We start from the raw sequence: 25,170 nt of genomic DNA on the forward strand, positions 1-25,170 counted from the left end.
TCAGGCGCCGGTTCTGTGGCGAAAAAATCTTTGTCAGTTCCATTAACAAATGTCCTGCGGTATCAGCAACCCGTGTTCGCCCCAAGCGCTGCCAGCACCTGTGACGAACTCAAAGACGGGGATTAAGGCGCGCAGGAATTTGTTTGTATGTAGGACGCTTCTTTTTTTGAGGCGGATTGATCGACACAATCGCGATCGACGTAGCGGCTCTGTCTTTTTTTTTGTTTTAGAGGACGGAAGATACGTGGGTACTGGGGGGAGCGAGTCCTGAAACAGGAGTAAACCTGTTTCAGGACTAGACAAAATGGCACGCAGCGGCCATCAATTTCCGGTTTGCTTGTTCAATGCCGCTTCCGCCGCAGCGATATCAGCCTGGCGCTTGACGATCATGTCACCCACTGGCGGCCCCTGGAACCGTCGTGCTTCAAAACCGAACCAGACGATGGCGGTCAGGATCAGAAAACCGATGGTGATGTACAGCGCCCAATCGTTCGGTGGCTGGATGCCGATGACGAAGATGATGATCATCGACAGGATCGAGAGGATGGCGAACACCGAGTACCAGAAGCGCCCCATGTTCCATGGCCCCATGGTCGGCCACTTCGACGTCCCGTAGGTAAACAGGCCGAGCACGATGGGAATGGCGAAGGAGAAGAACAGGAAGATCACCGTGCAGGACACCACGATGGTATAGACCGGCGTTGCCCCGATCGAGATCACCGAAGATCCCCAGTCGAACAGCACCGCGAGGGTGGCACCGGTCCAGATGGCCGCGACCGGGCTGCGATGGGTCGATGAAACCGAGGACAGCGCTTTTGAGCAGGGCAGGCCACCGTCCCGGGAGAACGCGAAGATCATGCGCGAAACCGAGGTCACGGTGGCCAGTCCGCAGAGCACCTGCGAGATGAAAATCGCCACGTACAGCACGTCCCGAAGCAACGGGTTCACTTGCGTATTCATGGCCCAGAAAAACACGTTCCAGCCTTGTTTGGCCGCCTCGTCCATGCTCGGCAGCATCAGCACGAACGCGCTGAGCATCAGCCAGCCGAACAGCAAAGACCAGACCACCGACATGACCATGCCACGGGGCACCGACATGGCCGCATTGCGGGTTTCCTCGGAGGTGTGCGCAGAGGCGTCATAACCGGTGATGGTGTAGATCGGCAACAGCAGGCCAAGCATGAAAATCCAGCCGTTCGAGACCTGCGGCCAGACGCTGCCGCCCACCTCGCCGGAATAGTTGTTGAAGGTCCACAACCGGGCGAATTCGTAGCTGGGTGCCGAGATCAGGCAGACGATGGTCAGCGCCAGCGCCGTGGCGAAAATCAGGTAGCCGGAGAAGTCGGTGAGCTTGGCGGTGAGTCCGATGCCCAGGTGGTTGCACAAGGCCTGCAGGCCGGTGAGGATCGCCAGGAAAATCACCCTGACCGTGGTCGTGTCCTCCATGCCCAGTGCCGGTCCGAAGGCCCCGAAAAAGAAGTAATAGGTGCCGACGTTGATCGCCCCGAGCACCGTGACCAGCCCCAGCAGGTTGAACCACGCGGTCAGCCAGCCCGTGAAGCGGTTACCCAGGATCGAGCCCCAGTGGTACAGGCCGCCAGCGGTGGGGTAGGCTGAGGAAATCTGCGCCATGGCCATGGCGAACACCCCGGAGATCAGGCAGCCGATCGGCCAGCCGATGCCGATGGATATACCCCCCGCGCCCGAGGTGCCCTGGGCCAGGGAGTTGATGCCACCCGAGAGGATGCAGATGATCGAAAAGGAAATGGCAAAGTTGGAGAAAACGCCCATTCGTCGTGACAGTTGCTGGGCATAGCCCATGCTGTGCAGCACTTTGACGTCATCGTCGTGCGCGTCGGTGCCGGGCTGGCTTGCTGGGTTCATGATGTGTGCCCCTTCAGGTTTTGGACAGGCCGAACTGAGCCGCCGTAGGCTCGACCTTGGTTTTCTGTAGGAGCGAGCTTGCTCGCGATGAACGTCAACGATGACGCGGGGAGCCTGACACCCCGCGTCATCCTCAAGTCCATCGCGAGCAAGCTCGCTCCTACAGACGGCCGTGAAACGCCGCGTCGAAAATCCTTGCCACGCCGTCCCGGGTCAATGGCAGCGGGTTGCCGCCGGCGGAGGGGTCGACAATCGCCATGTCCGCGATCAGATCGGCCTGCCGGTCATCCACGCCCAGTTCAACCAGGGTATGGGGCACGCCGATGTCCTTGCGCAGCTTGAGGACGAAGGCCTGGAAACTGTCGAATCCCGGGGAGGGCAGGCGCAGGTACGCCGCCAGGCGGGTGATGCGCTCCTCGATGGCCGTGCGATTGAACTGCAGGACATAGGGCATGAAGGTGGCGTTGGTCATGCCGTGATGGGTGTCGTACAGCGCGCCCACCGGATGCGAGAGCGCATGCATTCCGCCCAGGCCTTTCTGGAATGCCGTGGCGCCCATCGCCGCCGCCGCGAGCATCTGCGCGCGCGCCTCAAGGTCCGACGGCGTGTGTACTGCCTTCACCAGTGAATTGGCCACCAGGCGCATGCCTTCCACGGCAATGCCATCGGCCAGGGGGTGAAAGCCGGGGGCGCAGTACGCTTCCAGGCAGTGGGAGAATGCATCCATGCCGGTGCCGGCGGTGATTTTGGCCGGCATGCCGACGGTGAGGGCCGGGTCGCTGATCACCACGCGCGGCATCATTTTCGGGTGGAAGATGATGCGTTTGGTGTGGGTGCGCTCGTCGATGATCACCGCCGCACGACCGACTTCGGAACCGGTTCCCGCCGTGGTTGGCACCGCAATGACCGGGGCGATGCGGCTGTCGTCGGCGCGGGTCCAGTAGTCGCCGATGTCTTCGAAGTCCCAGACCGGGCGGGTCTGGCCGCTCATGAAGGCAATCAGCTTGCCCATGTCCAGGCCACTGCCGCCGCCGAAGGCGATCACGCCGTCGTGCCGGCCGGCACGCCAGGCGTCGAGCCCGCCAGCCAGGTTGGCTTCTACCGGGTTGGGCTTGAGGTCACAGAACAGCGCGACGCCAAGGCCGGCGGCGCGCAACGCGTCCAGGGCCGCCGTGGTGATCGGCGCGCGCGCCAGGCCGCTGTCGGTCACCAGCAACGGCCGCTGGATACCCTGGCTGCGACAGACGTCGGCCAGTTCGGCGATGCGCCCGACACCGAAACGAACGCTCGTGGGGTAGTTCCAGTTTCCTGTCAGGTTCATGGTCTACACCTCGTGACGCAGATGAAAGGATTTGGCCCGGGTCAGGTGCTCGTAGCCCAATGGCGACAGAGTGACGCCGCGCCCGCTGTGCTTCACGCCGGTCCAGGCCAGTGCCGGATCCAGGTAATCGCAGCGGTTCATGAACACTGTGCCGGTGGCGATTTCGTTGCCCAGGCGCTCGGCCGCTGCGAGGTCCTGGGTCCAAATGGAAGCGCTGAGCCCGAATTCGCTGTCGTTCATCAAGGCAATGGCCTCGTCATCGCTGGCCACCGGCATGATGCCGACCACCGGGCCAAAGCTTTCGTCGCGCATGACCGACATTTGATGGGTGACATCGACCAGGACCTGCGGCGCGAGGTAGGCGCTGCCCGGTACGTCGGCGGCAAATGCCTGCGGATCGATCAGCGCCGTCGCACCCTGGGCCAGCGCTTCGGCGATCTGGCCACGAACGAAGAATGCGGCGCCCGGTGTCACCAGCGGACCGAGGGTAGTGGCTTCGTCCAGCGGGTTGCCCAGCACGTACTGGCGTGTCAGTTCGGCGAAGCGCTCGACAAACACCGGGAAGATTTTCTGGTCGACGTAGATACGTTCCACGGCGCAGCAACTCTGCCCGGAATTGAAGAAGCTGCCGTCCACCAGATTTTCCACCGCATGTTCAAGGTTGGCGTCTGCGCGGACATAGGCCGGGTCTTTTCCGCCGAGCTCCAGGCCCATGCCGAGAAATTGTCCGCTGGCGGCGCTTTCCATGACTTTGCCCGCCTCCACGGAACCGGTGAAGTTCACTTGCTGCACACGCCCGGAAGCAATGATCGCCCCGGTCGATACATGGTTGAGCAGCAGATTCTGGAACAGCCCCTCGGGCAGTTTTGCGCGACGCATGGCCTCGGCAAAACGCTCGCCCACCAGCAGCGTCTGGGACGCATGTTTGAGGATCACGCTGTTGCCGGCCATCAGCGCCGGGATAATCGTGTTCACCGCCGTCAGATAGGGGTAGTTCCACGGAGCGACGACCAGCACCGTGCCCAGCGGCTCGCGTTTGATATAGCGTCGAAATCCCGCGACAGGCTCGGGTTCTACCCGGTCAAGGACCTGCGGCGCGATGGCGATCATGTGCCGGGCGCGTTCGGCAAAACCGCGCAGTTCGCCGGCGCCATAACGCACCGGTCGGCCCATCTGCCAGGCCAGCTCCGGCACGATGTCCGCCTGCATCGACAGCATCGCGTCCACCGCGGCAGTGCAAAACGCTGCGCGTTCGCTCAGTGAGCGGCGTTGCCATGACGCCTGTGCACTGGCAGCGGCCGTCAGCGCCTGTTCGACCTGCGCCGCATCGGCCACCTCGCGTTCGACGTACACCCGGCCATCGACCGGGGAGATCAGTTGAACCGTCTCAGTCATGATGTTCTCAATAGCGCTCGAAGCCGCGCTGCAATTCCCAGTCGGTGATTCGCCGGTCGTACTCTTTCTGCTCCCACTCGGCGGTGTGCACGTAATGGTCGACCACCTCATCGCCGAACGCCTTGCGCAACATGCTGGAGGCCTTGAGTGCGGCGCTCGCCTCGCGCAGGGTCTTGGACACTTCCGGCAAATGCTCATCCAGGTAGGCGTCACCTTCGAACGGCGGGGCGAGGTCGAGCTTCTCGTCGATACCGGCCAGGCCCGCCGCGATCAATGCGGCGAAGGCCAGATAGGGGTTGAGGTCGGCGCCACCGATGCGGCATTCGATGCGGATGGCTTTGCTGCCTTCGGCGCACAAGCGAAAGCCGGCGGTGCGATTGTCGCGGCTCCACACCGCCCGCGTTGGCGCAAAAGTGCCAGCCTGAAAGCGCTTGTAGGAGTTGATATAGGGCGCGAGAAAGCAGGTGATGTCGTTGGCGTACCTGAGCTGCCCGGCGACCCAGGCACGCATCAGTTTCGACATGCCGAACTCGGCTTTGGCATCGAAGAACAGCGGCTTTTTGGCGTTCTTGTCCCACAGCGAATTATGGATGTGGCTGCTGGAACCGGCGGCGTCGTAGCGCCACTTGGCCATGAAGGTGATCGCCTTGCCCTGCAACTGGGCGATCTCTTTGCAGGCGTGCTTGATGATGACGTGGTGGTCGGCCATGGTCATGGCATCGGCGTAGCGGATGTTGATCTCTTCCTGGCCCGGGCCCCATTCCCCCTTGGAGTTTTCCACGGGAATGCCCGATGCCTGCAGATGCTTGCGAATCGCCCGCAGCACCGGCTCTTCGCGGGTGGTCTGGAGGATGTTGTAGTCCTCGATGTAATGGCCGGCGGTTTTCGGTTTGTGATAGTTGCGCTCGTGGATCGCCTCGTAGCTCTCATCGAACAGATAGAACTCGAGTTCCGAGGCAAACATGCCGGTATAGCCGCGCGCGTGCAGGCGCTCGACCTGTTTTTTCAGAATCGCCCGAGGGCTGTGGGGCAGGTCCTGGCGATGGTGATGATCGAGTACGTCGCACAGCACCAGCGCCGTGCATTCAAGCCAGGGCACGCGCCGCAGGGTGGACATGTCTGGCTTGAGCACGAAATCGCCGTAGCCTTTGCTCCAACTGGCCGCGGCGTAACCCGGCACCGGCTCCATGTCGATGTCATCGGCCAGCAGGTAGTTGCAGCAGTGGGTTTCTTCGTGGCCGCTGTCGATGAAAAACTCGACCTGGAATCGTTTGCCGACCAGGCGTCCCTGCATGTCGATCATGCAGACCAGCACGGTATCGATTTCGCCGGCAGCCGCGGCGCGTTTGAGTGCATCAAAACTGAGGAGGGGCTCGGTCATCACGTCAATCCTGCGTGAAAGGTTTGGGCCAGTCTGAGATCGCTGTTGCAGACGCTCTCCAGAAACACCCAAAACCTGCAGAACCGAGCATCATGAGCAACGAGTAGTTCCAAGCTTAGCCTACCGTTGCAAACTGTGAGTTTTGCCAGGTGAAAGCCAACGCACGACCGAAATGGCGCATGAGGTTTGATGCTGAACGCTGAACGCTGAACGCTGAACGTTGAACGTTGAACGCTGAACCCTGTAGGAGCGAGCTTGCTCGCGATGGTCGTTAACGATTACGAGGGGCTACTGGCTAATCGCAGTGCTCTTGAGTTCTTCGCGAGCAAGCTCGCTCCTACAGGTACAGGTACAGGTACAGGTACAGGTACAGGTACAGGTACAGGTACAGGTACGGGCGCCTTCACTCCGGCAACCCGGCCAGCCGCAGTCCATCGACGAAACGGGCGAAGTCCTCGGGCCGTTGAATGGGTAACCAGTCCTTGAGGGTGGCGAGGCGCAAAGAGGGATCGAGCTCTCGCAGGCGTTGCATCGCCCACTTCGCTTTATCCATACGCCCGCCGAGTGCATGACTGGCTGCCACCAGCGTCGCCGCGGGCAGCAGGCTGGGCAGGTTGCCCAGTGCCTTTTCCGCCCAGTCTGCTGCGACATCGAAGTGCCCGGCGAAGAAATGCGCGAGTGCCATCCCGACTTGCATCCTGAACATTTCCGGATCCAGCGGGCTCAAGCGAACGGCATGGTTCAAATGCTCGATGGCGGCGTCTGTTTCACCGTGCAGCGCCCGCAGGATACCGCCCAGAAACCAGGCGGGGGCGAGGTTGGGATTGAGCAGGCGCGCCCTGTCGAGCAGTGCGATGCCGCCGTCGATTTCACCGGCGAGATGGCTCAGTGCATGTCCGCCGCGTGTCAGTGCGACCGCATCGTCCCGGCCGAGGGCCACCGCCAGACGCGCCAGCCGTATGCCCTCGGTGACTTCTGCAGGCCGATCGATCATCCAGCCATTGATCTTGCGCCAGAAGTGGCACCAGGCGGCCATGCCATAGGCCGAGGCGAATTCCGCGTCGAGTTCGATGGCCTTGTAAAACATCGGCAGTGCCTGCTCGATGGCTTCCCGGCTGCCGCTGTGCAGTTTTGCCATGCCGCGCAGGTAATAGTCGTAGGCGTCCAGGCTTTCCGTCGGCTTGCGCTTGGCGCGTTCGATTTCCGCCCGTTCCAGTTGCGGCGCGATCGCGCCGACGACGCTTTCGGCAATCTGGTCCTGCAGCTCGAAGATATCGTCGAGCGTGCCTTCGAAGCGCTCCGCCCAGATGTGCGTCCCGCTCGTCGCGTCGATCAGTTGCCCGGTAATGCGCACCTTGTTCCCGCACTTGCGCACGCTGCCTTCGAGCACGTAGCGAACGCCCAGCTCCTGGCCGACACCCTGGGCGTCCACCGCCCGGCCCTTGTAGGTGAAGCTCGAATTGCGCGCGATGACGAACAGCCAGCGAATACGCGACAGGGCAGCGATGATGTCCTCCACGACGCCATCGGCGAAATATTCCTGCTCCGGATCGCCGCTCAGGTTCTGGAAGGGCAGGACGGTGATCGAGGGCTTATCCGGCAGGACGAGGGTAGAGGAGGGGATTTGTTTCGGGGCGACGGTCGAGTCTTCATCGATGTCAGGCTGTCGCGCTTGCCCGGTCATCTCACCGTTGATCCGGCCAACGAAGCGGTAGCCCTTGCGGGCGACGGTGCGCACCAGGCGCTGTTCCTCCCCGGTGTCACCGATGGCCTTGCGCACCGCATTGATGTGGCTGGTGATCGTCGATTCCGAAACGATCCGGCCACCCCATACCGCGGTGAGCAATTCGTCCTTGCTGACGACCCGATCGGGGTTGTTGACGAACAGCAGCAACAGGTCGAAGACCTGCGGTCCGACGGCCACGACTTGCCCGCGCAGGGTCAGCTCCCGGCGCTCCTGATCGAGTACGTAGTCTTCAAACGCGAATGGCAAGTTGAGCATCCCCTGGCGAAGCGCCCTCAACTCCGTGTTCCAGGCGGCTGGCGGTTGGTAACAGGGGAAGATGATAAGGCAGCTCGACATCCGCTGCACAGTCTGCGGCAAGGGCGGCTGGAGCAGCCTCAGTAGCCTTGGACATAAATCCAAGCGTTCGCCAAGGCAAACCCAAGCCCGGCGCAAGGACTTGCCCGGTGCGCGCAGGCAATCTCTCTACACCGACGCAATGGTTGCGTTCGACAAGTGGAGAGAAAAAACCATGAAGATCGTCGTCATCGGAGGCTCCGGCCTCATCGGATCGAAACTTGTGAACACCCTGCGCGAGCGAGGCCATGAGGCGCTCGCCGCCAGCCCCAGCACGGGCGTGAACAGCATCACCCGCGAAGGCCTGGCCGAAGCGATGGATGGCGCTGATGTGGTGGTCGACGTGGCGAACGCGCCGTCGTGGGAAGACCAGGCCGTTCTCGATTTCTTTGAAACGTCGAGCCGTAACCTGCTGGCCGCCGAAGCCGCTGCCGGGGTTCGTCATCATGTTGCCCTGTCGATTGTCGGCAGCGAACGGCTTCCCGATACCGGCTATTTCCGGGCCAAGGTCGCGCAGGAAGCCCTTATCAAGGCGTCCGGCATGCCTTACTCCATTTTGCGTGCCACGCAGTTCTCCGAGTTTGCCGGCGGCATTGTCCAGTCGTTCGCCGTTGGCGAGGAAATTCATGCTTCGCCGGCGCTGATCCAGCCGATCGCGTCCGACGACGTGGTAGCGGCGCTGGCCGATGTCGTGCTGGCAGCACCGGTCAATGGCACGGTTGAAGTCGGCGGCCCGGAAACCATGCCGATCGATGAACTGGCCAGGCGTTATCTGCGGGCGACCCAGGACAGCCGCAAGGTCGTGCCGGACGTGCATGCGCGTTACTTCGGTGCCGTGCTCAACGATCAATCGCTGGTCACCGGCAAGAATGCACGCCTGGGGGCGATCCGCTTCGACGACTGGCTGGCCCGGTCGACAGCGCAGTAACGGATCTCACCTCACATTTCCCTACGCACCCAGGAGAAATCCAATGGTTACCCGATTGCTTATGGCCGCTGTCTTTGCAGCGCTCTCGATCAGCGCGTCGGCCGCCGAGCCGCCCCCCGGCAAGGTGACGGTGGTGTTTGACCGTCCCATTCCCAACATCCCTGGCAAGAGCATGAGGGGCGTGGTCGTCGAGTATGGGCCGGGTGCCGCGTCGCCGGCCCACACCCATCCGAAGACGGCCTTCATCTACGCAACGGTGCTGGAGGGCTCGTTTCGCATCCAGGTCAAAGGCCAGCCGGAAAAGATCTACAACGTCGGCGAAAACTTCGTAGAGGAGCCAGGCTCCGTGCACCTGGTCAGCGCCAACGCCAGCGACACCCAGCCTGCACGCCTGTTGGCGGTGTTCGTCCTCGACACCGACGAAAAGGTGCTTGTGACACCGATCAAACAGTGAGCCGACCAACGCGCTCATGAGGGCTCGACAGCCGGGCGGCAGGCCCTGCCGCCCTGTGGCTGCTGGAGTACAAGGCACTGCACAGGAAATGAAAAAATGAACTCGCTCCAGGACAACGCGGCCATTGCCGCCAGCACCAGCCCCCCGGGCGGCGTGGCACGACGTAGCCGGCGCAAGTCCATCGGCCTGTTGCTGTGCGTCAGTGCCCTGGTGGTCGTGGCGGCCTGGGGGGCGCTGGCGTTTTCAAGTGGCGTGACCTCGACCGACAACGCCTATGTCCGCGGGGACGTCACCTCGCTGGCCGCCAAGGTCGCCGGCTATGTCACGGCGCTGGAGGTCGAGGACAACCAGACCGTGCACGCGGGAGATGTGCTGTTTCGGATCGATGACCGCGACTATCGCGCCAGACTCGCGCAAGCCGAGGCCAATGTCAGCGCCGCCCAGGCGCGCCTGACCCATGTCGATGCACAGGTCCAGCTTCAGCATGCGCTGATCCGGCAGGCCGAAGCACAAAGACGCTCGGCCACCGCCGACATGAGCCTGGCGACCAAGACCCACGACCGCAGCCGCAAGTTGATTGTCAGCAACGCAGTCAGCCAGGCACTGGTCGATGAAACCGGCACGGCGCAATCCAGAGCCGCCGCCTCGGTATCGGCCGCTTCGGCAACGGTCGAGGCGCAACAGCAAAACATCGCGGTGTTGGTGGCCGAAAGAGAGGCGGCCGTGGCGGCTGTGAGCCAGGCACAGGCCGCCCGCGATCTCGCCCGGATCGATCTCGAGCACACCGTGGTGCACGCGCCGGTCGATGGCGTGGTCGGTAACCGTCAGGTTCGCCTCGGCCGCTTTGTCACGCCGGGCGTATCCCTGCTCGATATCGTGCCGGTCAACGATGTGTGGGTCGTGGCGAACTTCAAGGAAACCCAACTCGAACAGATTCGCCCTGGCCAGCACGTGCGCGTCACGGTCGATGGCTACCCCGATGCAGCACTCAATGGTGTGGTCGACAGCTTCGCACCGGGCAGTGGCTCGGCGTTCAGCCTGCTGCCGCCCGACAACGCCACGGGAAACTTTGTGCGTGTCGTGCAGCGTGTTCCGGTGAAAATCCGCCTGGCCGGCAACCCGCTGCCGGGGCGCATCGTGCCGGGTCTGTCCGCACGGGTGGAGGTATCGCAAGGAGCCGGCTCATGAACAGCGTTGCCTGCGCCACGCCGAGTAGCACCAGGGCGACGACCGGCATCCTGCTCATCGCGGGCATCGTGCTGGCGGCATTGACGGAAGCGATCGCCAGCACCGTGCTGGCTCTCGGTCGCAGCGACATCATCGGCGACACCCATGCCACGCCCGACGAGTTCGCCTGGCTGGATGTCGGCTACATCGCGCTCAAACTGATCGGGTTCATGCTCGCCCCTTGGCTGATGCAGCGGTTTACTGCGCGAAACGCGATCATCGGCGCCACCCTGGTCATGGGCCTGGCGTGCGCAGTGGCTGCCATCACCGCTCGGCTGGAGTTGCTGATTGCACTTCGCATCCTGCAAGGCTTCGCCGGCGGTACTTTGCTGGTGGCGGGCCAAGCGATCATCTTTCGCGCCTATCCGCGCGCGCTTCAGCCGATCCTGCAAGCCCTGTTCGCCATGGCGGCCGTGGTTGCGTCCGCGACCCTCGCACCGGCCTTGCAAGGGTGGTTGATCGACAGCCAGTCCTGGACCTGGATCTTCTTCAGCGTGGTGCCGCTGGCCCTGGCGGCGGCCGGCCTCTTGCTCATCGCCGAACACCCCGTGCCTGCCCGGGTCCGGCAACGCTCGTTCGACTGGCTCGGGTTCTCGCTGCTCTCTGCGGCCCTGTTCTGCTTCACCTACGTACTCAGCCAAGGCAGCCGCTGGGACTGGTTCGAGGAACCGCGCATCCTGGTGCTGACGGTGATCGGTGCCGCCGCGCTGCTGGCCTTTCTCGGCCAACAGGTTCTGGCCAACGGCCAAGGGCTGCTCGACTTCAGCCTGTTCAGATCAAGCGATTTCACCTTTGCTTTTTGCGTCAGTTTCGTTGCCGGTGCCGCTCTGTTCGGCAGTGCGTACCTGATCCCGGCGTTCGCCCTGTCGGTACTCGCGTTCACACCGACCGATGCCGGTTTGCTGCTGTTGCCCAGTGGCGGTTTTTTTGTCGGCTCGCTGCTCATCGCTGCCTATCTGTTCAAGGTACGCCGCGTGCCGCCGGTGGCGACCGTGCCCTTGGGCATCCTGCTGATCATGGTGGCGATGTGGATGCTGTCCGGCTCCACCAGCGAAAGCGGCAGCGGAGACATGATGGCGGCCATCCTGCTGCGCGGCCTGGGTCTTGGCTTCCTGTTTCTGTCGATCACGCTGATCGCCTTCAGTCACCTCAACAGCCGCAACCTGGCCAGCGGCATCGGCCTGTTCAATACAGGGCGTCAGTTGGGGGGCTTGATGGGGGTCGCCGGGCTACAGACCTTGATCGACCATCAGGTGGTCAGCAATGGCGTGGTCCTGGGCGCCAACGTCACCCCGGGAGGGCACGCGCTCATCGAACGGCTGATGACCACAAGCGCGATGCTGGCAGGGAAGGGCATGGATCAGGTGGCCGCTGGCCGGGCAGCCACCAGCCTGCTGGGCAAAGCGGTGTCAGGTCAGGCCACGGTGATTGCCTTCGATACGGCATTCTTCGCCGTGGCCCTGCTGTTTGTCTTTGCCGCGCCCATCTTGGTCGGCATCAAGATTGGCCTCTCGCGATACGCGAAAGTGCATGAGCAAGCGGCGAGTTGATGACCTACTCACTGTAGGAGCGAGCTTGCTCGCGATGGACTCAAGAGCGCCGCGTTTAGCCAGTAAACACGCGTAATCGTTAACGTCCATCGCGAGCAAGCTCGCTCCTGCAATGAGGGGGGCATTCAGGCCTCGCTGATCTGGCTCACACTGGTGATCTGCCCATTCCACACCATCTCGTAATGCGCCGTCTGCACAATCGACGAAACCGGACGCGGCGTCATCATTGCCCAGCAATGACTGCCCGGCATCCGCACCGAGTGATATCGCAGACCGGGACAACCGGCGTCCCGCACCGCCCGCCCCAGGACACGGGAGTGGCTGTAGTCGTCCGGCGCATACACAGGATCGCTTATCGGCAGGGCCGCAGCGTCCTTCATCCCGCCATTGCCAAAGGCGCAGGTCAACCCACGAAACACAAAGCGCTCATAGTTCAGGCTCGGCACCTTCGACCAGTACAGGGCCTGGTGATGCCGTACTTCGGCCAACGCCGCTTCCATCGAATCCGCCAGGTACAACACACCAAAACTGCCATCACTGAAGCGCGAACCTGCCGGGTTAACGTGGGTAAACGGCGCGATAGCGTAAGAACAACCCGCAATTCCGAACGGAATCTCGCTGCGCGCAATCAACTCAATCTGACCCAGCTCATTCTTCAACCGCGGATTGGTCAGCGCCTGAATCTCGAACAACACTTCAAATTCATCCGCGTCTGCCACGTCATCAAACAACGCAATGGGCGGAAACTTCGAATTGACCAGGCGATAGGCCTGCAAAGACTGGCCGGCAAACACCGCCAGTTCACTGACCATCACCATTGCGCCCCCCGCAACATGTCGATGCGGCGGAAGGTTTCATACAGCGAAATCATGTCGCCCTGCGCCATGATCTCCAGCGGCGAACGCCCGTTGAAAAACTCGTTGTCGTTGGTCATCGAGGCAAAGCCATACACGTTGTCCGGGTTGTCGAACACCAGCCGCAACGTCGCATGAATGTTCAGCACAAAACTGATGCGCTGCATCTGGTCCGCATCCAGCGCCACCGCCCAATCCGGGTCACTCTGGCGGGCGCGGGTGTAGGTGCTGCGGGAAATGCGCAGGATGCGACAGGCCTGATCGCCGGTGGCCTTCCACTTTTCCAGAATGCCCACGGCGGCGCGCAGGCCGGTGACGCATTGGCTTTTTGTGAAGGATTGAGCCTGGATGGGGACGGCCATGTTTGTGTGCTCGATTTGCATCTGTAGATTTAAATGTAGGTATATTGAATCTATAGAGCAATATTGGTGCGACCAATGGGCAAAGGATCCCGGCGCGCCAATGCGATAGAGCTGCGATTTTGCTTAGGAGATGCGTTACTGAAATCGGCAATGCAGGTCTGGAAAAACATCCTGGGCAAACCAGGCGGAACAACTGTAGATTTTTTCGGCAAAGGGGGGGGATTCAGGTAAGCCCATGACGGTAGGGCAGCGAAGGTATCAACTGATAGCGAGGTCTGTTTGGAGGCAAAAGCTTGACTGAATGTGTTACAGCATCGCCTCAAAAGCTGAAACATCCGGTGCATCATGATTGCCGACGGTGGTTCTTCACATTTCATTTCACATAGATAATCGTTTAGAAAGCCTTAAATTGTTGGGTGATAGGTGATTTTGTAGAGGTTCTTAACGGGGTTACCTTCATATTTTTTGCACAAATTTTCTGAAGTGTCTTTAGAGGTAAAAGTGCCAATCGCCAACTAATACAGATCAGGCACCCGTGTTCAATTACTTCGCTGCAGTGCCCTCAATCACCGCCTGCAACTTGCCCAACAATCGGGTTACCCGCCGCTTTCCCATTGGGAATAAACGCCGCACTGCCATTTTCCTTTGAATGAAACAACCGGGCGCCGTTGTTGGGTTTGGTGGTGATCAGTTGATGGTCCGCCGTCAGATAATCCAGCGGCAATTGATGGAGGTCCTTGTACTGCTCCACGATGATGGTGCGGTCTGGATTCCAGGTCTCGCCACTTTTCCTTTCCAGCCACGCCATCAGCGCAGCACTGCCGCCGGTTTGTGGAATGTCCGAATCCGGGAGCACGTAGTAGAACGGTGAGCCGTGATTTTGCAGGTACATGGGCAGCTTGTTGTCGACATCCACCAGCACCATGCGCCATTCGTTCCACGGCGCGGTCTTGATGGCTTCGGCGCGCACATCCTGGGCGAACTGCATGACTCCGCCGTCACCGCCGTTGGTCCAGGGGTAGACAACGCCAAGGATCAACAACAGGAACCCGGCCGTCCCGGCAATGCCCTTCGTCCAGCCGGGGCCGCTGACTTTGCCGGCCGCCTGACGCGCAGCCATGCGCCGGGTGACCCACCAGGCCGCCAGCAATTGCGCAAACGGCACCAGCGGCAACACGTAATAGCTGCGCCGGCTGCCACTGGCGGTGAAAAACAGAAACAGCAAGCCGAGGCCCAGGATCAGCCAGCGAACGTTGGCTTCGGTGTGCTTCCAGCTGCGTACTGCCACCCACAAACCGAACATCCAGCAGGGAGCCCAGGGCAGGGTATACACCGGCAGATACAGCAGGTAGGTATAGATCGGGCCGATGTTGTCGAACGGTTTGAAGAATCGAACCACGTTCTCCTGAAACACCAGGCCCAGCCCACTCGGCCCGAAAGTCGGCGTGCCATAACGCTGCGACAGCATGAACGGCAGCATGTAGACCACGCCGCCCACCAGGATCGCCAGGAACAGGCGTGGATTGAGATGGTTTTTCCAGCGTCCCTCGCCAAGCAGATGCGGCAACAGCATCAGCCCCGGCAGGATGAACCCGATCAAGCCCTTGAATAGCGAGGTCAGTGCCAGCATCAGGAAAAACACGCAGTACCGACTCAGCCGTGTGTCATCCGGGCCGCGCCAATACCACCAGACCGCCGCCAGCACACCGCAAACCGTCAGCACGTCCGCCGTGGCGACCCGCGCCCAGAACACGAAAAAGAACGTCGTCGCCAGAAACCAGCCGGCAATCAAACCGGTGCCTTTGCCATAGAGCCGTTCACCGATCAGGTAGACCAGCCACACACTCAGCCACGCCGCCAGAACCGAAGGCAGACGCAGCGACCAGTGCCCGAGGCCACCCATCAGATGGGCAGTGGCCGTAATCAACCAATAGGACGGCAGTGGCTTGTCGTAATAGGGCATGCCCTTGAGGTAAGGGTCGAAATAATCGCCGGTCTGCAACATCTGCAACGCGATATTCGCCCAGCGGGTTTCCGCCCCCCAAAGCTCCCTTGCCCCCAATCCGGACAGCAACAGCAGCGCAGACACGCCAAGCAAGAGGATCAGCGCACCCTGGTCACTTTTCACAAACCTGACTAACGAATTTTTCATCAGTGTTTCGCACGTGGCGCTCACCGTGGCGACGGAGAAGCGGCTGGAACTGCAAGGTTATCGGGCGAAATGTGATGGGATTGTCAGCAGATTGCGAATAAACCATTAGCTCCGGTTGAGGGGGGCGCGACATCAATAGGCGCAAGGCCGTGATCTGCACGATGAACAATTGTTCATGCAAACCACGCCGCATTCATTGATGAAAGGTACGCCCCAGCGCATCCAGGCGCGTGGCAATAGGCGGCAAGCGCCGACTGCTCGACGCCAGCGTCTCTACGTCATTCGCGGTGTTCTGCGCAATGCTCTGCACCGACTGCAAGCGCCCGACAATCTCGAAACTCGCCGTGGACTGCTCCCGGGTCGTAGTGACAATTCGCCCATTGAGCTCATCGATCTGCGAGATATCACTGCCCACGGCCTGCAACATCGCCGCCGCCAACTGACTGTCCTCGACACAACGCTCCACACCTTCGCGACTGTCCTGCATGGCCTCCACGGCTTTGCGGCTGCCTTGCTGCAGGGCCTCGATGATGGTCCGGATTTCCTTGGTGGACACCGCCGTGCGCTGCGCCAGGCTGCGCACTTCATCGGCCACTACCGCAAAGCCCCGGCCTTGCTCGCCGGCGCGCGCGGCTTCGATGGCAGCGTTGAGCGCCAGCAAGTTGGTCTGCTCGGCAATGCTGCTGATCACCTCCAGCACCTTGCCGATCTGCTGTGCCTGTCCGGCCAGCACCTGCACGGTTTCATTGGTGCCCTCCAGACGCGAGGCCAACAGAGTGATTTCCTGCTGCGCACGGTTCACGCTTTGCTGCCCGCGGGTGATCTGCGCAGTGGCCTGGCCCGCATGCTCAACGGCATGCTCGACATGCACCACAATGTGCTCCATCGCATCGCCCATGCGCTGCATCGACCCGGTCATTTGCGCGATTTCGGTCAACTGATGCTTCGCGCCTTTCTCCAGCGTGTTACTGGCCTTGGCCAACTCCTGGCCCAACTCACCCAAACCCTGAGAGTCACGCACCACGCCGTCCACCAACGCGGTGATCTGCATCAAGAACTGATCGAAGCGCTGGGCCAGCGACACATGCACCCGCGCCTTGTCACCCTGGCCGGCACCAGCAGTGAACTGGGACGTGGTGGCGAGCATCTTGTCCAGCATGTCCTGGCTCTCCACCGCGTCAGCCTGGCTGTGCACCGCCAGATAGAGCAACGCGACCGTCTCCATTACCACATAAAAAGCGTGAACGAACACCATCGTCCAGCCCCCGTGATGGGCCATCACAAATACTGGATAACCCTGATGCTGCAGCACATGAAACACCACGTGATGCAGCGCAATCGTCACCGCCGCCACCAGGATCGGCAGCCAGTCCCGATAAAACGTCAACACCGCCAACAACGCAAAAATCCCGAAGTGCGACTCAATGACCCCCTCGGCCTGATTGATATGCAGCGCCGCCATCACCATCAGGCCAACCCCCAGCAAACAACGCATTAACCGCGACCCGCCGATGGCGCGATACAACAGCGTCAACAGCACACTGGTGCCGCCACCCACCAGCAACGCCTGCTTGAACGTGTCGTGCCAGAGCGCCAGGCCCACCGCGAAGACGAACATCAGCCAGATCAGGCCCAGCATGATGCGGTCGGCTTTGCGGTAGTGGTCGAGGAAACGAGGGGGAAAGGGCATGTACGCTTACTCCATGTAAATGAGCCAGAAAAAAGCAGGGTTTATGGCAACACGGGACATCGCGAAAGACTTGGGTGCGTTAAGGGGGTAGACGTTTTCAGAGTCAGGGATGCGAATCTGTTGGCGGCATGGTCGGGCTGTATTTGAGACGCCGTGAAGAGCGTAGCCCTTGGCCATCATTCTTGGCGGATACGACGTCGCTCGTGGAAAAAAATGTCCGATATAGAGGCATGTAATGCTGAATTGGCGGGGAGTACGACAGGCTCCATTGCAAAGCCTGTCGTACTCCAGGGGCCATTACGATTTCTTCGACGGATAGTTACCGCGCAAGCCACCGGACTTGTTGCCGGTTTTGCTCGGCAGGTTCGGCACGAGCGGGCGGGACCTGGGTTGGGGGTTGGAGCGGCTTTGGGGTTGAGGTTGCTTGCTCATTGCTCGCCTCCTGACTTTCAGGGATTCGCGAAGTGGTTTACTGAGAAAGTTTAGCTAATTGACTGTGGGTAGGGTTGTTTGGCACTTGGGGAAGGTGCTCTGAGCGACCAAAACCCGCTACATGCAGCGCAAGCAAAACAGGCGTCTGATCAGGCACCCGTTTTCGTTTATTCCACTGCTTGTGCTCGCAAGCGTCGACTGATCGCATCCATCAAATCGCAGCCATCGCGCAATGGAATGGCCAGTGCCTGGAAAAGTCGGCCAACACCATCGTGTCGCAACCGAGTGCGCAACGGTAGGCGATGTTTTCCAGCACCTGCGTGACCGCCAGAGCACGACAATCAGCCATTGCTTACTGAACATCGTTAAAAAATCAGACCCCTTTGTTCTTCAAATTTCAAAGCCCTCCGCCGAAGCGATACTGCCAGGCTATGCCAATAGCATCGTATTCGCTGCCGGTACGGGTATGCGCACCTTCACTCGCAAACAGCTTTAGCGAGTTATTTCGGTTCAACGGCAGCGAGAGGGTGCCCCCATAGCGTGTATTTTCCTGAAAGTCGTGGTTACCGACCCCATCGACTGAGGTACTCCCGCCAGCGAAGTAGGTCCCATCCAGCGACGCCCAGACACCGTTACTAAAGGCATAGATAAGATGCATCTGTGCCTGGTAAGTCGGGTTCTGGGAAAATGTACGGTCGCCAAGGTACTGGTCATTGTCGGTGTAAAAGGTTCCCGCACCGGATAATTCCAGGGTCACGGGTCCCAGGCGCTTGGAAATTTCAAGTTCGGGCTTGAATGACCAGCGGTTGTTACCGAGATTTACCAGCTTACTGGAGTCGTATTGGCCAAGTGGCGCCGTAATTGCCAGGCTGGCGCCGATAATCACATCCTGTTGATAGCTGGGGAACTCAGCCAGGGACATCGCCGGGGCGCCATATAAGTTGACCGAGAGCCGGAATCTTGGATCTATCAACCCAGTCACATTTCGTTCCTTGGGTTCACCGGCGAACAGAGCTGAGCCCGTCAATCTGGCTTCAGGCACGACGATATCGAACTTCCCGGAGCGGCCCCAGATGTCCAGGGACCTGGCAAAGGCAAACACGACAGTCTTGATGTTGAGCTTGGCATCCTGGAGTGGGACTGAGGGGTTGGCGGTCACGCTACCATGGAGATCGCTGTAGCCCATGAGCAGGAAATTGATATCGACCGGCGTATTGGCGTAGGACCTGGGTTCGAGATCCTCTGCGACTGCACTGGGGGCTACCATGATGAGCGAAGCGGATGCGAACCGAGCCAGCCTGACGACGCAGAGTTTGTGTTTCATCCACATTCGCTCGCTTCCTGTCAGGACCTCAAGGCTCTATGTATTGTTGTAGTGCATCTGCATTCGTTTAGCACTTATGGCTGCCGCCAGCATTGTGTGACGGCACATACTGTTTGATCGGATACTCTTGGTCGATCAGTGACCAGGCATACTGTTTAACGGATGAGGGTTGCCTCCCTGGTTTCGTGGACAGCTCGAACTCTTATAACAAAGCGCTGCAAGAGACAGATTGCCAGGGTTTCCTGAGACGAAATCGACGGGCAGATTTTGGCCGATTGGTGCCTGTTGTGAGGGGCTTCAACCGACCCATTGCAGCCACTCCCCAACAACTTTGATCGGGACAAAGCTACCTGCCGCAAACGGCACCAAATGCGGCCCGACCGATTGTCAACAATTGGATCAAAGTGAGTGCAGGATACCAATGGTAAACAACCAGCCGATGCTGAGGGTAATAGTCAGGTAGACAAACGTGAGCATCAGAGGGTGATTCCACATGATACTAACCTCCCGTAACCGTTGTCTTTACATGGGTGCTTGGTAAATTGGGAGCTGTGAAGCTCATGAGCTCGTATGGGCAGTAACGCAATAATTAAGCCATTTGAGTGAAGGGCGCCTGGATGCGCTTTTGGCCTGTAAGGCTGCGTTCCCGGCTACTTCTTTCAGACGAAAACTGTCCCTGAATCCCCCCCAAAAAAACAAGATTCCCCACATGCGGGGGAACACGCGTCCAGATGGCAATCAATGGGATTGAATACCTGAGCTAACGCTTTGCCGCAGGGAGGCACACGGCAGAACAAGGCATATAGGAAGCCCGGGGACGATTTAGCAGGCGGGCAATGTCAAATGGCTGTTTTTGGCCGATTGCTGCCTGTATCGAAGGGCTGCAACCGACCTGCAACTGTCAGGCTGAATCCTCTCACATGCATTCGCGACTAGAATTTCACTGCCGACTCTTCTAAAGCCAGGTCAGATTTCAACCGTGCAACGTCAGGTCTCGAGCGTTATTTCGGTCTATGGGAATCCGGTATGACAAATCCGCATGAAAAAGCTGAATCCGACGAGGATTTAGGTCAGATGGTAATAGGGCAAGGGCCCTGCACCTATCTATTGCTGCTCTTGCTGGGATTGATCCTCCTGTTCCCCTTTCTTGAGGAGGGTATATTTGCTCGTACGTTGCTCGGCATTCTGTTTTCAATCGTGCTGCTCGTGGGCGCTTTCGCCACCAGGCAGACTCGGCGGGGGTTTATCCTCAAACTGGGCCTGGCGTTGCTTGGAGTTGGCCTTCAATGGGTAGCGTTGTGGGCTCAGAGCATCGCGATTCTTGACCTTGCCGGGATATCTTATGCGGCGTCTCTTGCCGTCTCGTTTAGCGGAGTGCTTCGCTATATTCTCAAACGCGGGCCGATTACCGCCGACAAGCTGCATGGCGCGCTTGCGGGCTACATCATGCTGGCCTTCGTCTGGTCCTTCGTTTATGCCCTGGTCGAGATATCCAGCGCTGGCTCATTCGGCCCGGAGCTCCTCGACTTCGGACAGCCCGGCACTTTCTTCAAACTCATCTATTTTAGCCTCACGACGCTCACAACCACTGGTTATGGCGATGTTCTCCCGTTGACTAACCACGCCCGCTCACTTGTGATGGTCGAAGAGTTTTCAGGCGTCTTTTACGTTGGTGTTGTGATAGCGCGGCTTGCCGGTCTGTACCCGTCGAATCAGGTTAAGTGACTTTCGACTTTACTGAGCCGCCTCCAGGTATTAGTGATCGGTTGCTACCTGTTACGACTGGTCGAAATCGACCCATTGCAGCCACTCCTCAACGACTGTGATCGGGACAAAACTACCTGCCGAAAACGGCACCCATTGCGGACCGACCGATCGTCACCAGTTGGATCAAAACCAATGCAGGAGCGCAATGGTATACAACCAGCCGATGCAGAGGGTGATGATCAGGTAGACCACCACGAGCATCAGCGCGTGATTCCACATGACACTGACCTCCCATAACCACGGTTTGAGGCGCGTCAGGGGCGTCTGATAAACCGAACAAACATATGTTACGTACCACAGCATCCGCGCTGCTCCTGAATCGGCGGGCATTTCACCGTGCCAAACGAACAGAACACACAGCAGTCTCCGGGGTTCGGGCGTAGCAGGGTTTTGCAATTGCCACACTCGTAGAAGAACTGGCAGGCATCCGTAGGCATGGCTTCCTGCTTGGCGAAACCGCAATGTGGGCAGGTCAGCACGGATTCGAGGATGACGGCGCTCATGATTGCCTCGTTTGTGCACGGTGGAGGGATAATCCGCATTCGTCGTCGCTTTGGTTAACGCCTCGGAATCTGCCGATCTGTTGAGTCATCGTTTTCTCCTTTGAATCGATCTAACCTAGAGTCACTCTACACTCCGTACCCGGGTACAGAATCAAGGGGCATGTGATGACAACAGGGCTGAGTATCGGCAAGTTGGCGGCAGCTGCCGGGGTGAACATCGAGACCATTCGCTATTACCAGCGACGCGGCTTGCTGGATGAACCGCCAAAGCCGCTCAGCGGTTGTCGGTGCTATCTACCGGAGCAGGTCAAACGGTTGCGCTTCATCAAGAGGGCGCAGGCGCTGGGGTTCACGCTGGATGAGGTGGGCATGCTGCTGACGCTTGATGCGGCCTGCACTTGTAGCGAGACTCGGGCACTGGCCGTGCGCAAGCTGGCCATGATCGAGCAAAAGATGGCCGACCTTGCCGCCATTCGGCAGGTGCTGGGCGGACTGGTGCACAAATGCGATGCAGGCGACGGCGGGGCTGATTGCCCGATCATCGATGTGCTGAACAGGGAGTGATGCCTGGATGCGGGGGCATCCTGCACAGGCGTCAGGCCAGCACCCCGTACCCTGTAATCGTAAGGCTGCTTGCTAGCGGTCAGAACGGACCGATTCTGGCCGACAGGCTCCAGCTGCAAAGGGGGCGCAACCGATCCATGGCTGCCGGTCAACACCGGCAGAAATCGGCCAACAGCAGTTACGGTTCAGCATGTTTCACCGGCAGCACCCTATGACGCTTCGCCGCCCAGACGACCCCGCCCACCAACAACACGATTGACATCACTTCCATCAAGCCAGGAACCCGCTGGCTGAACAGAAAACCGTATACACAGGCAAACAGCGTTTCAAACACGATCATCTGGCCACTCAACGACGTGGCCATTCGACGCGAGCAAGCATTCCACAGCCCATTGGCAACCCAAGAACCACAAAGTGCAAGGAACAGGCAGACCCACAGCAAAGTCATCCAGCGGCTGCTTTCTACCTGAGCGGGTACCAGATTCGGGAACAACATCAAGGCAGCGATGCCGAACACGACCGCCACGATGCCCGTCACGATACCCAGCAGCGTCGACCATTCGCCGCTGTTGAAATGGCTTTGTTTGAGATAACGGGCATTGTGGGTGGCGTACCACGACCAGCAGACAACACCGCTGAGTCCGCAGGCAAGGCCCAGCAACAGGGAAGACAGTGAGGTACTCTCCGCCCGCGCGCCGGAATGTTCCAGGTTGACCGATACGATGCCCAGGAATACCAGCAACAAGGGCAGCTTGAGCTTTGTCGGGGGCAGGGACCCTGTATCGCCACGCCCCAGAAAGGTAATGGCAACCGGCATCATGCCGTTGATGAGGGCGGCCGCAGTCACCCCGCTCAGTTGTACGGAGGCGCCCAACAGCGCGTAGTTCAGGACATTTCCGGTCAATGACAGACGCAACAGCATCAAGGCATCGCTGCGCGTCAATCGTGAGAGCAGGCGGGATGCGATCGGTAAGGCTACGAGGAGCGAGAACAGCCCGTACAAGGCAAACCGCACACTGCTGATCAGCACGGCATTGAATTCCGGCAGCAGCGAAGGGGCGATAATCACCCCACCCCAGATGGCACCCGCCAATATCGCAAATACAATCCCGCTGTTCATCATCTCGGCTCTGACAGGCTATTTAGCGGCATTCTAGCCATGGTATATAGGCGCCACCTGCGATAAAAAGTTGGCCACCCATTCCTGTGCGGAATGTCGTTGCACAGTCATCAGCCTGGGAGAATCCTCATCAACCGTTACCTGCGTACCTTGCCCCCATTGGAGACTCTGATCACGTTTGAGGCCGTGGGACGACACGCCAGCTTCACGGGTGCCGCCGGCGAGCTGTTTCTTACCCAGAGCGCCGTGAGCAAACAGATGCGCCAGCTTGAGGACTGCATGGGCGTTCCGCTTTTCGAGCGAAAACCACGGGGTGTCAAGTTGACCGGCGCAGGAGATGAGTTGCTGATGACAGTCAACGTTCTCCTCGCCACGATGTACCAAAGCGTCACGCGAATTCGCAATGTCCATCAGTCCAACGCTGTCTCGGTGCTGGCGACCCATGCCCTGGCCCAGTTCTGGCTGTTCCCGAAGCTGATCGAATTCAACAAGGCGTACCCCGACATCGCCGTGCATGTTCACGCGATCAACGAGTTCGATGAGGCCAGCCTCAATGATTACGACCTGGGCGTTCTCTATGGTTCTGGCGAATGGCCCTCGCTTGACAGCGACTTCCTGCTGCCTGAAATCGTCTATGCGGTGGCTCATCCTTCACTGGATGTCTCGGGGATCAAGACGCTGGAACAATTGGCGCAGGCCAACCTGGTGCAGATCGACACTTGCGCCTGGCAGTGCCTGGACTGGCATCAGTGGTTCAGCCACTTTGGCATCGACTACGTACCGCAGGACAAAGCCCCGGTCTTTAACCAGTTGACGTTGGCGTATCGGGCCGTGCAGCAAGGCATGGGCATCGGCCTGGCGTGGACGTTCATGGCCGATGAGGCGCTGGCAAAAGGAGAATTGCAGCGGGTGACATCTTTCGAATGCGTGACAGGCAATGGCGAGTTCCTTGTGTCGCTGAAACATCGCAAACGTTCTGCCTGTGCCGAGATATTTCGGCAGTGGCTCCTGGGATCGAGGGGCGACTGACAACCCAGGCAGTGAGTCGTGAAGGGCAGAAAACGGCCGTTCTTGTTGATTCGATCGAGACATGGAACGGTTCTTTTCTGGTCAACGTCTGAGTCCGGATGCCGTTGCGTGGTCTTCATGTTGACGCTCACACATTCGCCGAACACGCTCACGTCATGCGGCTCCAGCGACTAAGACCCTTGCCAGTCATTAATCAACGGCAAGGGACTCGTTTCAAGCAACTTGAAATAGTCGGAGATACCGGGATCATTGAATGTGTTTCTTGACGAAGGTAGCTGTCGTCGAAATCAGCTCGTCGATCTGCTTCTCGTCTTTGGTCATGTTGAAGGCATGGTCCATGGGCCGGACAAACAGCTCATGTTCTCCAGGGTGATAGCTGATAAAGCTTTTCCCGAGGGTTGGCTGCGGAGAAACGATGTCGTCGTCAGTGCCGACGGCGACGAGCAGTGCTCCCTTGTAACGGGTGATCTCGGCGGCGGCATCGAGGGTCATCAAGCTGACAAAGAACGCGGATTTAAGCTTGACCTCGCCACCACCCGGTACTGCCAGTGCGACGGGGGTGTCACCGCTGTGCAACGCTTCCTTTATCTTCTCGGAGCCCCACAACAGCGGGAAAGCGGCTCCCATATTGGTCGCGGGGTTCCAGAGTGCGACCGCGTCGAGTTCATGCGGGGTCCGTCCTGCTACAGCAGCACCAATTGCTCCGCCCATACTCCATCCAACAAGCGCCATGCGGTTGGCGTCGACGCGCCCGGACCTGGCCAGAAAGTCGAGCGCAGCCAGCCCATCCTCAACATCCGTATCGAGTGTGCCGTCGCTCTTGGCACCATCACTGTCGCCATCAAAACGGTAATCGATGCGCAGGCTGGCAATGCCTTGTTCGGCCCAAAGACGTGCGGCACGGGCATAGACACCTTCATTGACGGCCGGAATGATCCTCTCATCCCTACTGCCCCCGAAACTGTGAAGTAACAGAATTACCGGGGGCTTCTTGACGCCGTCGGGCAGGTTCAGAGTGCCGACGACGTTCATTCCCTCAACGGAAAAGGTGACTTTTTCTTCAGCCGCAGACGCGAGATACGGGGCTGTAACCAGGCTTGCGAGAAGTACTATACGGGTCAAAAAAACAGGCATGGGGGGATCCTCAGCTAGA

Annotated in this window: 21 protein-coding genes and 1 pseudogene; 7 read left to right on the forward strand and 15 right to left on the reverse strand. The window is 59.7% G+C overall.

All coding sequences use genetic code 11. The features are described 5' to 3' along the window. Positions 1 to 321: 321 nt before the first annotated feature. The 5 genes from PMI31_RS07395 to PMI31_RS07415 form a co-directional block, all read right to left on the reverse strand. Positions 322 to 1,884, reverse strand: coding sequence for an amino acid permease (locus tag PMI31_RS07395; RefSeq protein ID WP_008017218.1), 1,563 nt, complete (start codon positions 1,882 to 1,884; stop codon positions 322 to 324). A 160-nt stretch (positions 1,885 to 2,044) separates the two neighbouring features. Then, positions 2,045 to 3,205, reverse strand: a complete 1,161-nt coding sequence (locus PMI31_RS07400) for an iron-containing alcohol dehydrogenase (protein WP_008017221.1) — start codon at positions 3,203 to 3,205, stop codon at positions 2,045 to 2,047. 3 nt (positions 3,206 to 3,208) lie between these two features. Next, the gene (locus tag PMI31_RS07405) at positions 3,209 to 4,600 is read right to left on the reverse strand and encodes an aldehyde dehydrogenase family protein (protein WP_008017222.1); all 1,392 of its coding nucleotides are present in this window, start codon (positions 4,598 to 4,600) and stop codon (positions 3,209 to 3,211) included. Between the two features lie 7 nt (positions 4,601 to 4,607). Next, complete coding sequence (locus PMI31_RS07410) at positions 4,608 to 5,981, reverse strand: glutamine synthetase family protein (protein ID WP_008017223.1); 1,374 nt, start codon at positions 5,979 to 5,981, stop codon at positions 4,608 to 4,610. A 403-nt stretch (positions 5,982 to 6,384) separates the two neighbouring features. After that, positions 6,385 to 7,974, reverse strand: a complete 1,590-nt coding sequence (locus PMI31_RS07415) for a winged helix-turn-helix domain-containing tetratricopeptide repeat protein (RefSeq protein WP_043302265.1) — start codon at positions 7,972 to 7,974, stop codon at positions 6,385 to 6,387. 262 nt (positions 7,975 to 8,236) lie between these two features. Between PMI31_RS07415 and PMI31_RS07420 the strand changes: the two genes are divergently transcribed. The 4 genes from PMI31_RS07420 to PMI31_RS07435 all read left to right on the forward strand — a co-directional run bounded on the left by PMI31_RS07420 (position 8,237) and on the right by PMI31_RS07435 (position 12,220). After that, complete coding sequence (locus tag PMI31_RS07420) at positions 8,237 to 8,989, forward strand: SDR family oxidoreductase (RefSeq protein ID WP_008017226.1); 753 nt, start codon at positions 8,237 to 8,239, stop codon at positions 8,987 to 8,989. A gap of 43 nt (positions 8,990 to 9,032) precedes the next feature. Continuing rightward, positions 9,033 to 9,443: a cupin domain-containing protein gene (locus PMI31_RS07425; RefSeq protein ID WP_008017227.1), complete on the forward strand. Its 411-nt coding sequence runs from the start codon at positions 9,033 to 9,035 to the stop codon at positions 9,441 to 9,443. 96 nt (positions 9,444 to 9,539) lie between these two features. Further along, on the forward strand, positions 9,540 to 10,631 hold the full coding sequence (locus PMI31_RS07430; protein WP_008017228.1) for an HlyD family secretion protein: 1,092 nt from the start codon (positions 9,540 to 9,542) through the stop codon (positions 10,629 to 10,631). Continuing rightward, the gene (locus PMI31_RS07435) at positions 10,628 to 12,220 is read left to right on the forward strand and encodes a DHA2 family efflux MFS transporter permease subunit (protein WP_008017229.1); all 1,593 of its coding nucleotides are present in this window, start codon (positions 10,628 to 10,630) and stop codon (positions 12,218 to 12,220) included. Before PMI31_RS07430 ends, PMI31_RS07435 begins: the two co-directional genes overlap by 4 nt. A gap of 125 nt (positions 12,221 to 12,345) precedes the next feature. Here the strand turns inward: PMI31_RS07435 and PMI31_RS07440 are convergent, their stop codons facing one another. The 7 genes and pseudogenes from PMI31_RS07440 to PMI31_RS07465 form a co-directional block, all read right to left on the reverse strand. After that, positions 12,346 to 13,038: an RES family NAD+ phosphorylase gene (locus PMI31_RS07440; protein ID WP_008017230.1), complete on the reverse strand. Its 693-nt coding sequence runs from the start codon at positions 13,036 to 13,038 to the stop codon at positions 12,346 to 12,348. After that, the gene (locus PMI31_RS07445) at positions 13,032 to 13,436 is read right to left on the reverse strand and encodes a hypothetical protein (RefSeq protein WP_008017231.1); all 405 of its coding nucleotides are present in this window, start codon (positions 13,434 to 13,436) and stop codon (positions 13,032 to 13,034) included. The genes PMI31_RS07440 and PMI31_RS07445 overlap by 7 nt, the downstream gene beginning before the upstream one ends. Positions 13,437 to 13,998: 562 nt before the next feature. Then, entirely contained in the window at positions 13,999 to 15,588 is a 1,590-nt protein-coding gene (locus PMI31_RS07450; RefSeq protein WP_008017232.1) for an ArnT family glycosyltransferase, read from the reverse strand. 193 nt (positions 15,589 to 15,781) lie between these two features. Continuing rightward, the gene (locus PMI31_RS07455) at positions 15,782 to 17,278 is read right to left on the reverse strand and encodes a methyl-accepting chemotaxis protein (protein ID WP_008017233.1); all 1,497 of its coding nucleotides are present in this window, start codon (positions 17,276 to 17,278) and stop codon (positions 15,782 to 15,784) included. Between the two features lie 297 nt (positions 17,279 to 17,575). After that, complete coding sequence (locus PMI31_RS31620; RefSeq protein ID WP_008017234.1) at positions 17,576 to 17,710, reverse strand: hypothetical protein; 135 nt, start codon at positions 17,708 to 17,710, stop codon at positions 17,576 to 17,578. Positions 17,711 to 17,877: 167 nt separating this feature from the next. Next, positions 17,878 to 18,062: pseudogene (locus PMI31_RS07460) on the reverse strand (hypothetical protein); the annotation flags it as partial. A gap of 45 nt (positions 18,063 to 18,107) precedes the next feature. Further along, positions 18,108 to 19,040, reverse strand: coding sequence for a transporter (locus PMI31_RS07465; RefSeq protein WP_008017235.1), 933 nt, complete (start codon positions 19,038 to 19,040; stop codon positions 18,108 to 18,110). Between the two features lie 1,020 nt (positions 19,041 to 20,060). On the opposite strand from PMI31_RS07465, the gene PMI31_RS07470 reads away from it, so the two are divergent. Next, positions 20,061 to 20,759 carry an ion channel gene (locus PMI31_RS07470; protein ID WP_043302259.1) on the forward strand — a complete coding sequence of 233 codons (699 nt, stop codon included), beginning with the start codon at positions 20,061 to 20,063 and terminating at the stop codon, positions 20,757 to 20,759. Positions 20,760 to 21,088: 329 nt separating this feature from the next. On the opposite strand, the gene PMI31_RS07475 is transcribed toward PMI31_RS07470, so the two are convergent. Beyond that, positions 21,089 to 21,304 (reverse strand): GDCCVxC domain-containing (seleno)protein, encoded by a 216-nt coding sequence (locus PMI31_RS07475; protein WP_008017239.1) that lies wholly within the window; start codon positions 21,302 to 21,304, stop codon positions 21,089 to 21,091. Between the two features lie 165 nt (positions 21,305 to 21,469). Here PMI31_RS07475 and merR point away from each other — a divergent pair, with 165 nt between their 5' ends. Next, positions 21,470 to 21,868, forward strand: coding sequence for an Hg(II)-responsive transcriptional regulator (gene merR, locus PMI31_RS07480; RefSeq protein WP_008017240.1), 399 nt, complete (start codon positions 21,470 to 21,472; stop codon positions 21,866 to 21,868). 178 nt (positions 21,869 to 22,046) lie between these two features. On the opposite strand, the gene PMI31_RS07485 is transcribed toward merR, so the two are convergent. Beyond that, entirely contained in the window at positions 22,047 to 22,991 is a 945-nt protein-coding gene (locus PMI31_RS07485; RefSeq protein ID WP_008017244.1) for a DMT family transporter, read from the reverse strand. 90 nt (positions 22,992 to 23,081) lie between these two features. Between PMI31_RS07485 and PMI31_RS07490 the strand changes: the two genes are divergently transcribed. After that, positions 23,082 to 24,017 (forward strand): LysR substrate-binding domain-containing protein, encoded by a 936-nt coding sequence (locus tag PMI31_RS07490; protein WP_008017245.1) that lies wholly within the window; start codon positions 23,082 to 23,084, stop codon positions 24,015 to 24,017. A gap of 246 nt (positions 24,018 to 24,263) precedes the next feature. Here PMI31_RS07490 and PMI31_RS07495 read toward each other — a convergent pair whose 3' ends face one another. Continuing rightward, the gene (locus tag PMI31_RS07495) at positions 24,264 to 25,151 is read right to left on the reverse strand and encodes an alpha/beta hydrolase family protein (RefSeq protein WP_008017246.1); all 888 of its coding nucleotides are present in this window, start codon (positions 25,149 to 25,151) and stop codon (positions 24,264 to 24,266) included. Positions 25,152 to 25,170 lie beyond the last annotated feature (19 nt).

The organism is Pseudomonas sp. GM55 (genome assembly GCF_000282395.1).
GTDB classification, from domain to species: Bacteria; Pseudomonadota; Gammaproteobacteria; order Pseudomonadales; family Pseudomonadaceae; genus Aquipseudomonas; species Aquipseudomonas fluorescens_CC.

Excerpts from the sequence above, each read along its gene's own strand:
- PMI31_RS07395 (WP_008017218.1), bottom strand. The coding sequence starts at position 1,884 with ATGAACCCAGCAAGCCAGCCCGGCACCGACGCGCACGACGATGACGTC.
- PMI31_RS07400 (WP_008017221.1), bottom strand. The coding sequence starts at position 3,205 with ATGAACCTGACAGGAAACTGGAACTACCCCACGAGCGTTCGTTTCGGT.
- PMI31_RS07405 (WP_008017222.1), bottom strand. The coding sequence starts at position 4,600 with ATGACTGAGACGGTTCAACTGATCTCCCCGGTCGATGGCCGGGTGTAC.
- PMI31_RS07410 (WP_008017223.1), bottom strand. The coding sequence starts at position 5,981 with ATGACCGAGCCCCTCCTCAGTTTTGATGCACTCAAACGCGCCGCGGCT.
- PMI31_RS07420 (WP_008017226.1), top strand. The coding sequence starts at position 8,237 with ATGAAGATCGTCGTCATCGGAGGCTCCGGCCTCATCGGATCGAAACTT.
- PMI31_RS07425 (WP_008017227.1), top strand. The coding sequence starts at position 9,033 with ATGGTTACCCGATTGCTTATGGCCGCTGTCTTTGCAGCGCTCTCGATC.
- PMI31_RS07430 (WP_008017228.1), top strand. The coding sequence starts at position 9,540 with ATGAACTCGCTCCAGGACAACGCGGCCATTGCCGCCAGCACCAGCCCC.
- PMI31_RS07435 (WP_008017229.1), top strand. The coding sequence starts at position 10,628 with ATGAACAGCGTTGCCTGCGCCACGCCGAGTAGCACCAGGGCGACGACC.
- PMI31_RS07440 (WP_008017230.1), bottom strand. The coding sequence starts at position 13,038 with ATGGTGATGGTCAGTGAACTGGCGGTGTTTGCCGGCCAGTCTTTGCAG.
- PMI31_RS07445 (WP_008017231.1), bottom strand. The coding sequence starts at position 13,436 with ATGGCCGTCCCCATCCAGGCTCAATCCTTCACAAAAAGCCAATGCGTC.
- PMI31_RS07450 (WP_008017232.1), bottom strand. The coding sequence starts at position 15,588 with ATGAAAAATTCGTTAGTCAGGTTTGTGAAAAGTGACCAGGGTGCGCTG.
- PMI31_RS07455 (WP_008017233.1), bottom strand. The coding sequence starts at position 17,278 with ATGCCCTTTCCCCCTCGTTTCCTCGACCACTACCGCAAAGCCGACCGC.
- PMI31_RS31620 (WP_008017234.1), bottom strand. The coding sequence starts at position 17,710 with ATGAGCAAGCAACCTCAACCCCAAAGCCGCTCCAACCCCCAACCCAGG.
- PMI31_RS07465 (WP_008017235.1), bottom strand. The coding sequence starts at position 19,040 with ATGTGGATGAAACACAAACTCTGCGTCGTCAGGCTGGCTCGGTTCGCA.
- PMI31_RS07470 (WP_043302259.1), top strand. The coding sequence starts at position 20,061 with ATGACAAATCCGCATGAAAAAGCTGAATCCGACGAGGATTTAGGTCAG.
- PMI31_RS07475 (WP_008017239.1), bottom strand. The coding sequence starts at position 21,304 with ATGAGCGCCGTCATCCTCGAATCCGTGCTGACCTGCCCACATTGCGGT.
- merR (WP_008017240.1), top strand. The coding sequence starts at position 21,470 with ATGACAACAGGGCTGAGTATCGGCAAGTTGGCGGCAGCTGCCGGGGTG.
- PMI31_RS07485 (WP_008017244.1), bottom strand. The coding sequence starts at position 22,991 with ATGATGAACAGCGGGATTGTATTTGCGATATTGGCGGGTGCCATCTGG.
- PMI31_RS07490 (WP_008017245.1), top strand. The coding sequence starts at position 23,082 with ATGTCGTTGCACAGTCATCAGCCTGGGAGAATCCTCATCAACCGTTAC.
- PMI31_RS07495 (WP_008017246.1), bottom strand. The coding sequence starts at position 25,151 with ATGCCTGTTTTTTTGACCCGTATAGTACTTCTCGCAAGCCTGGTTACA.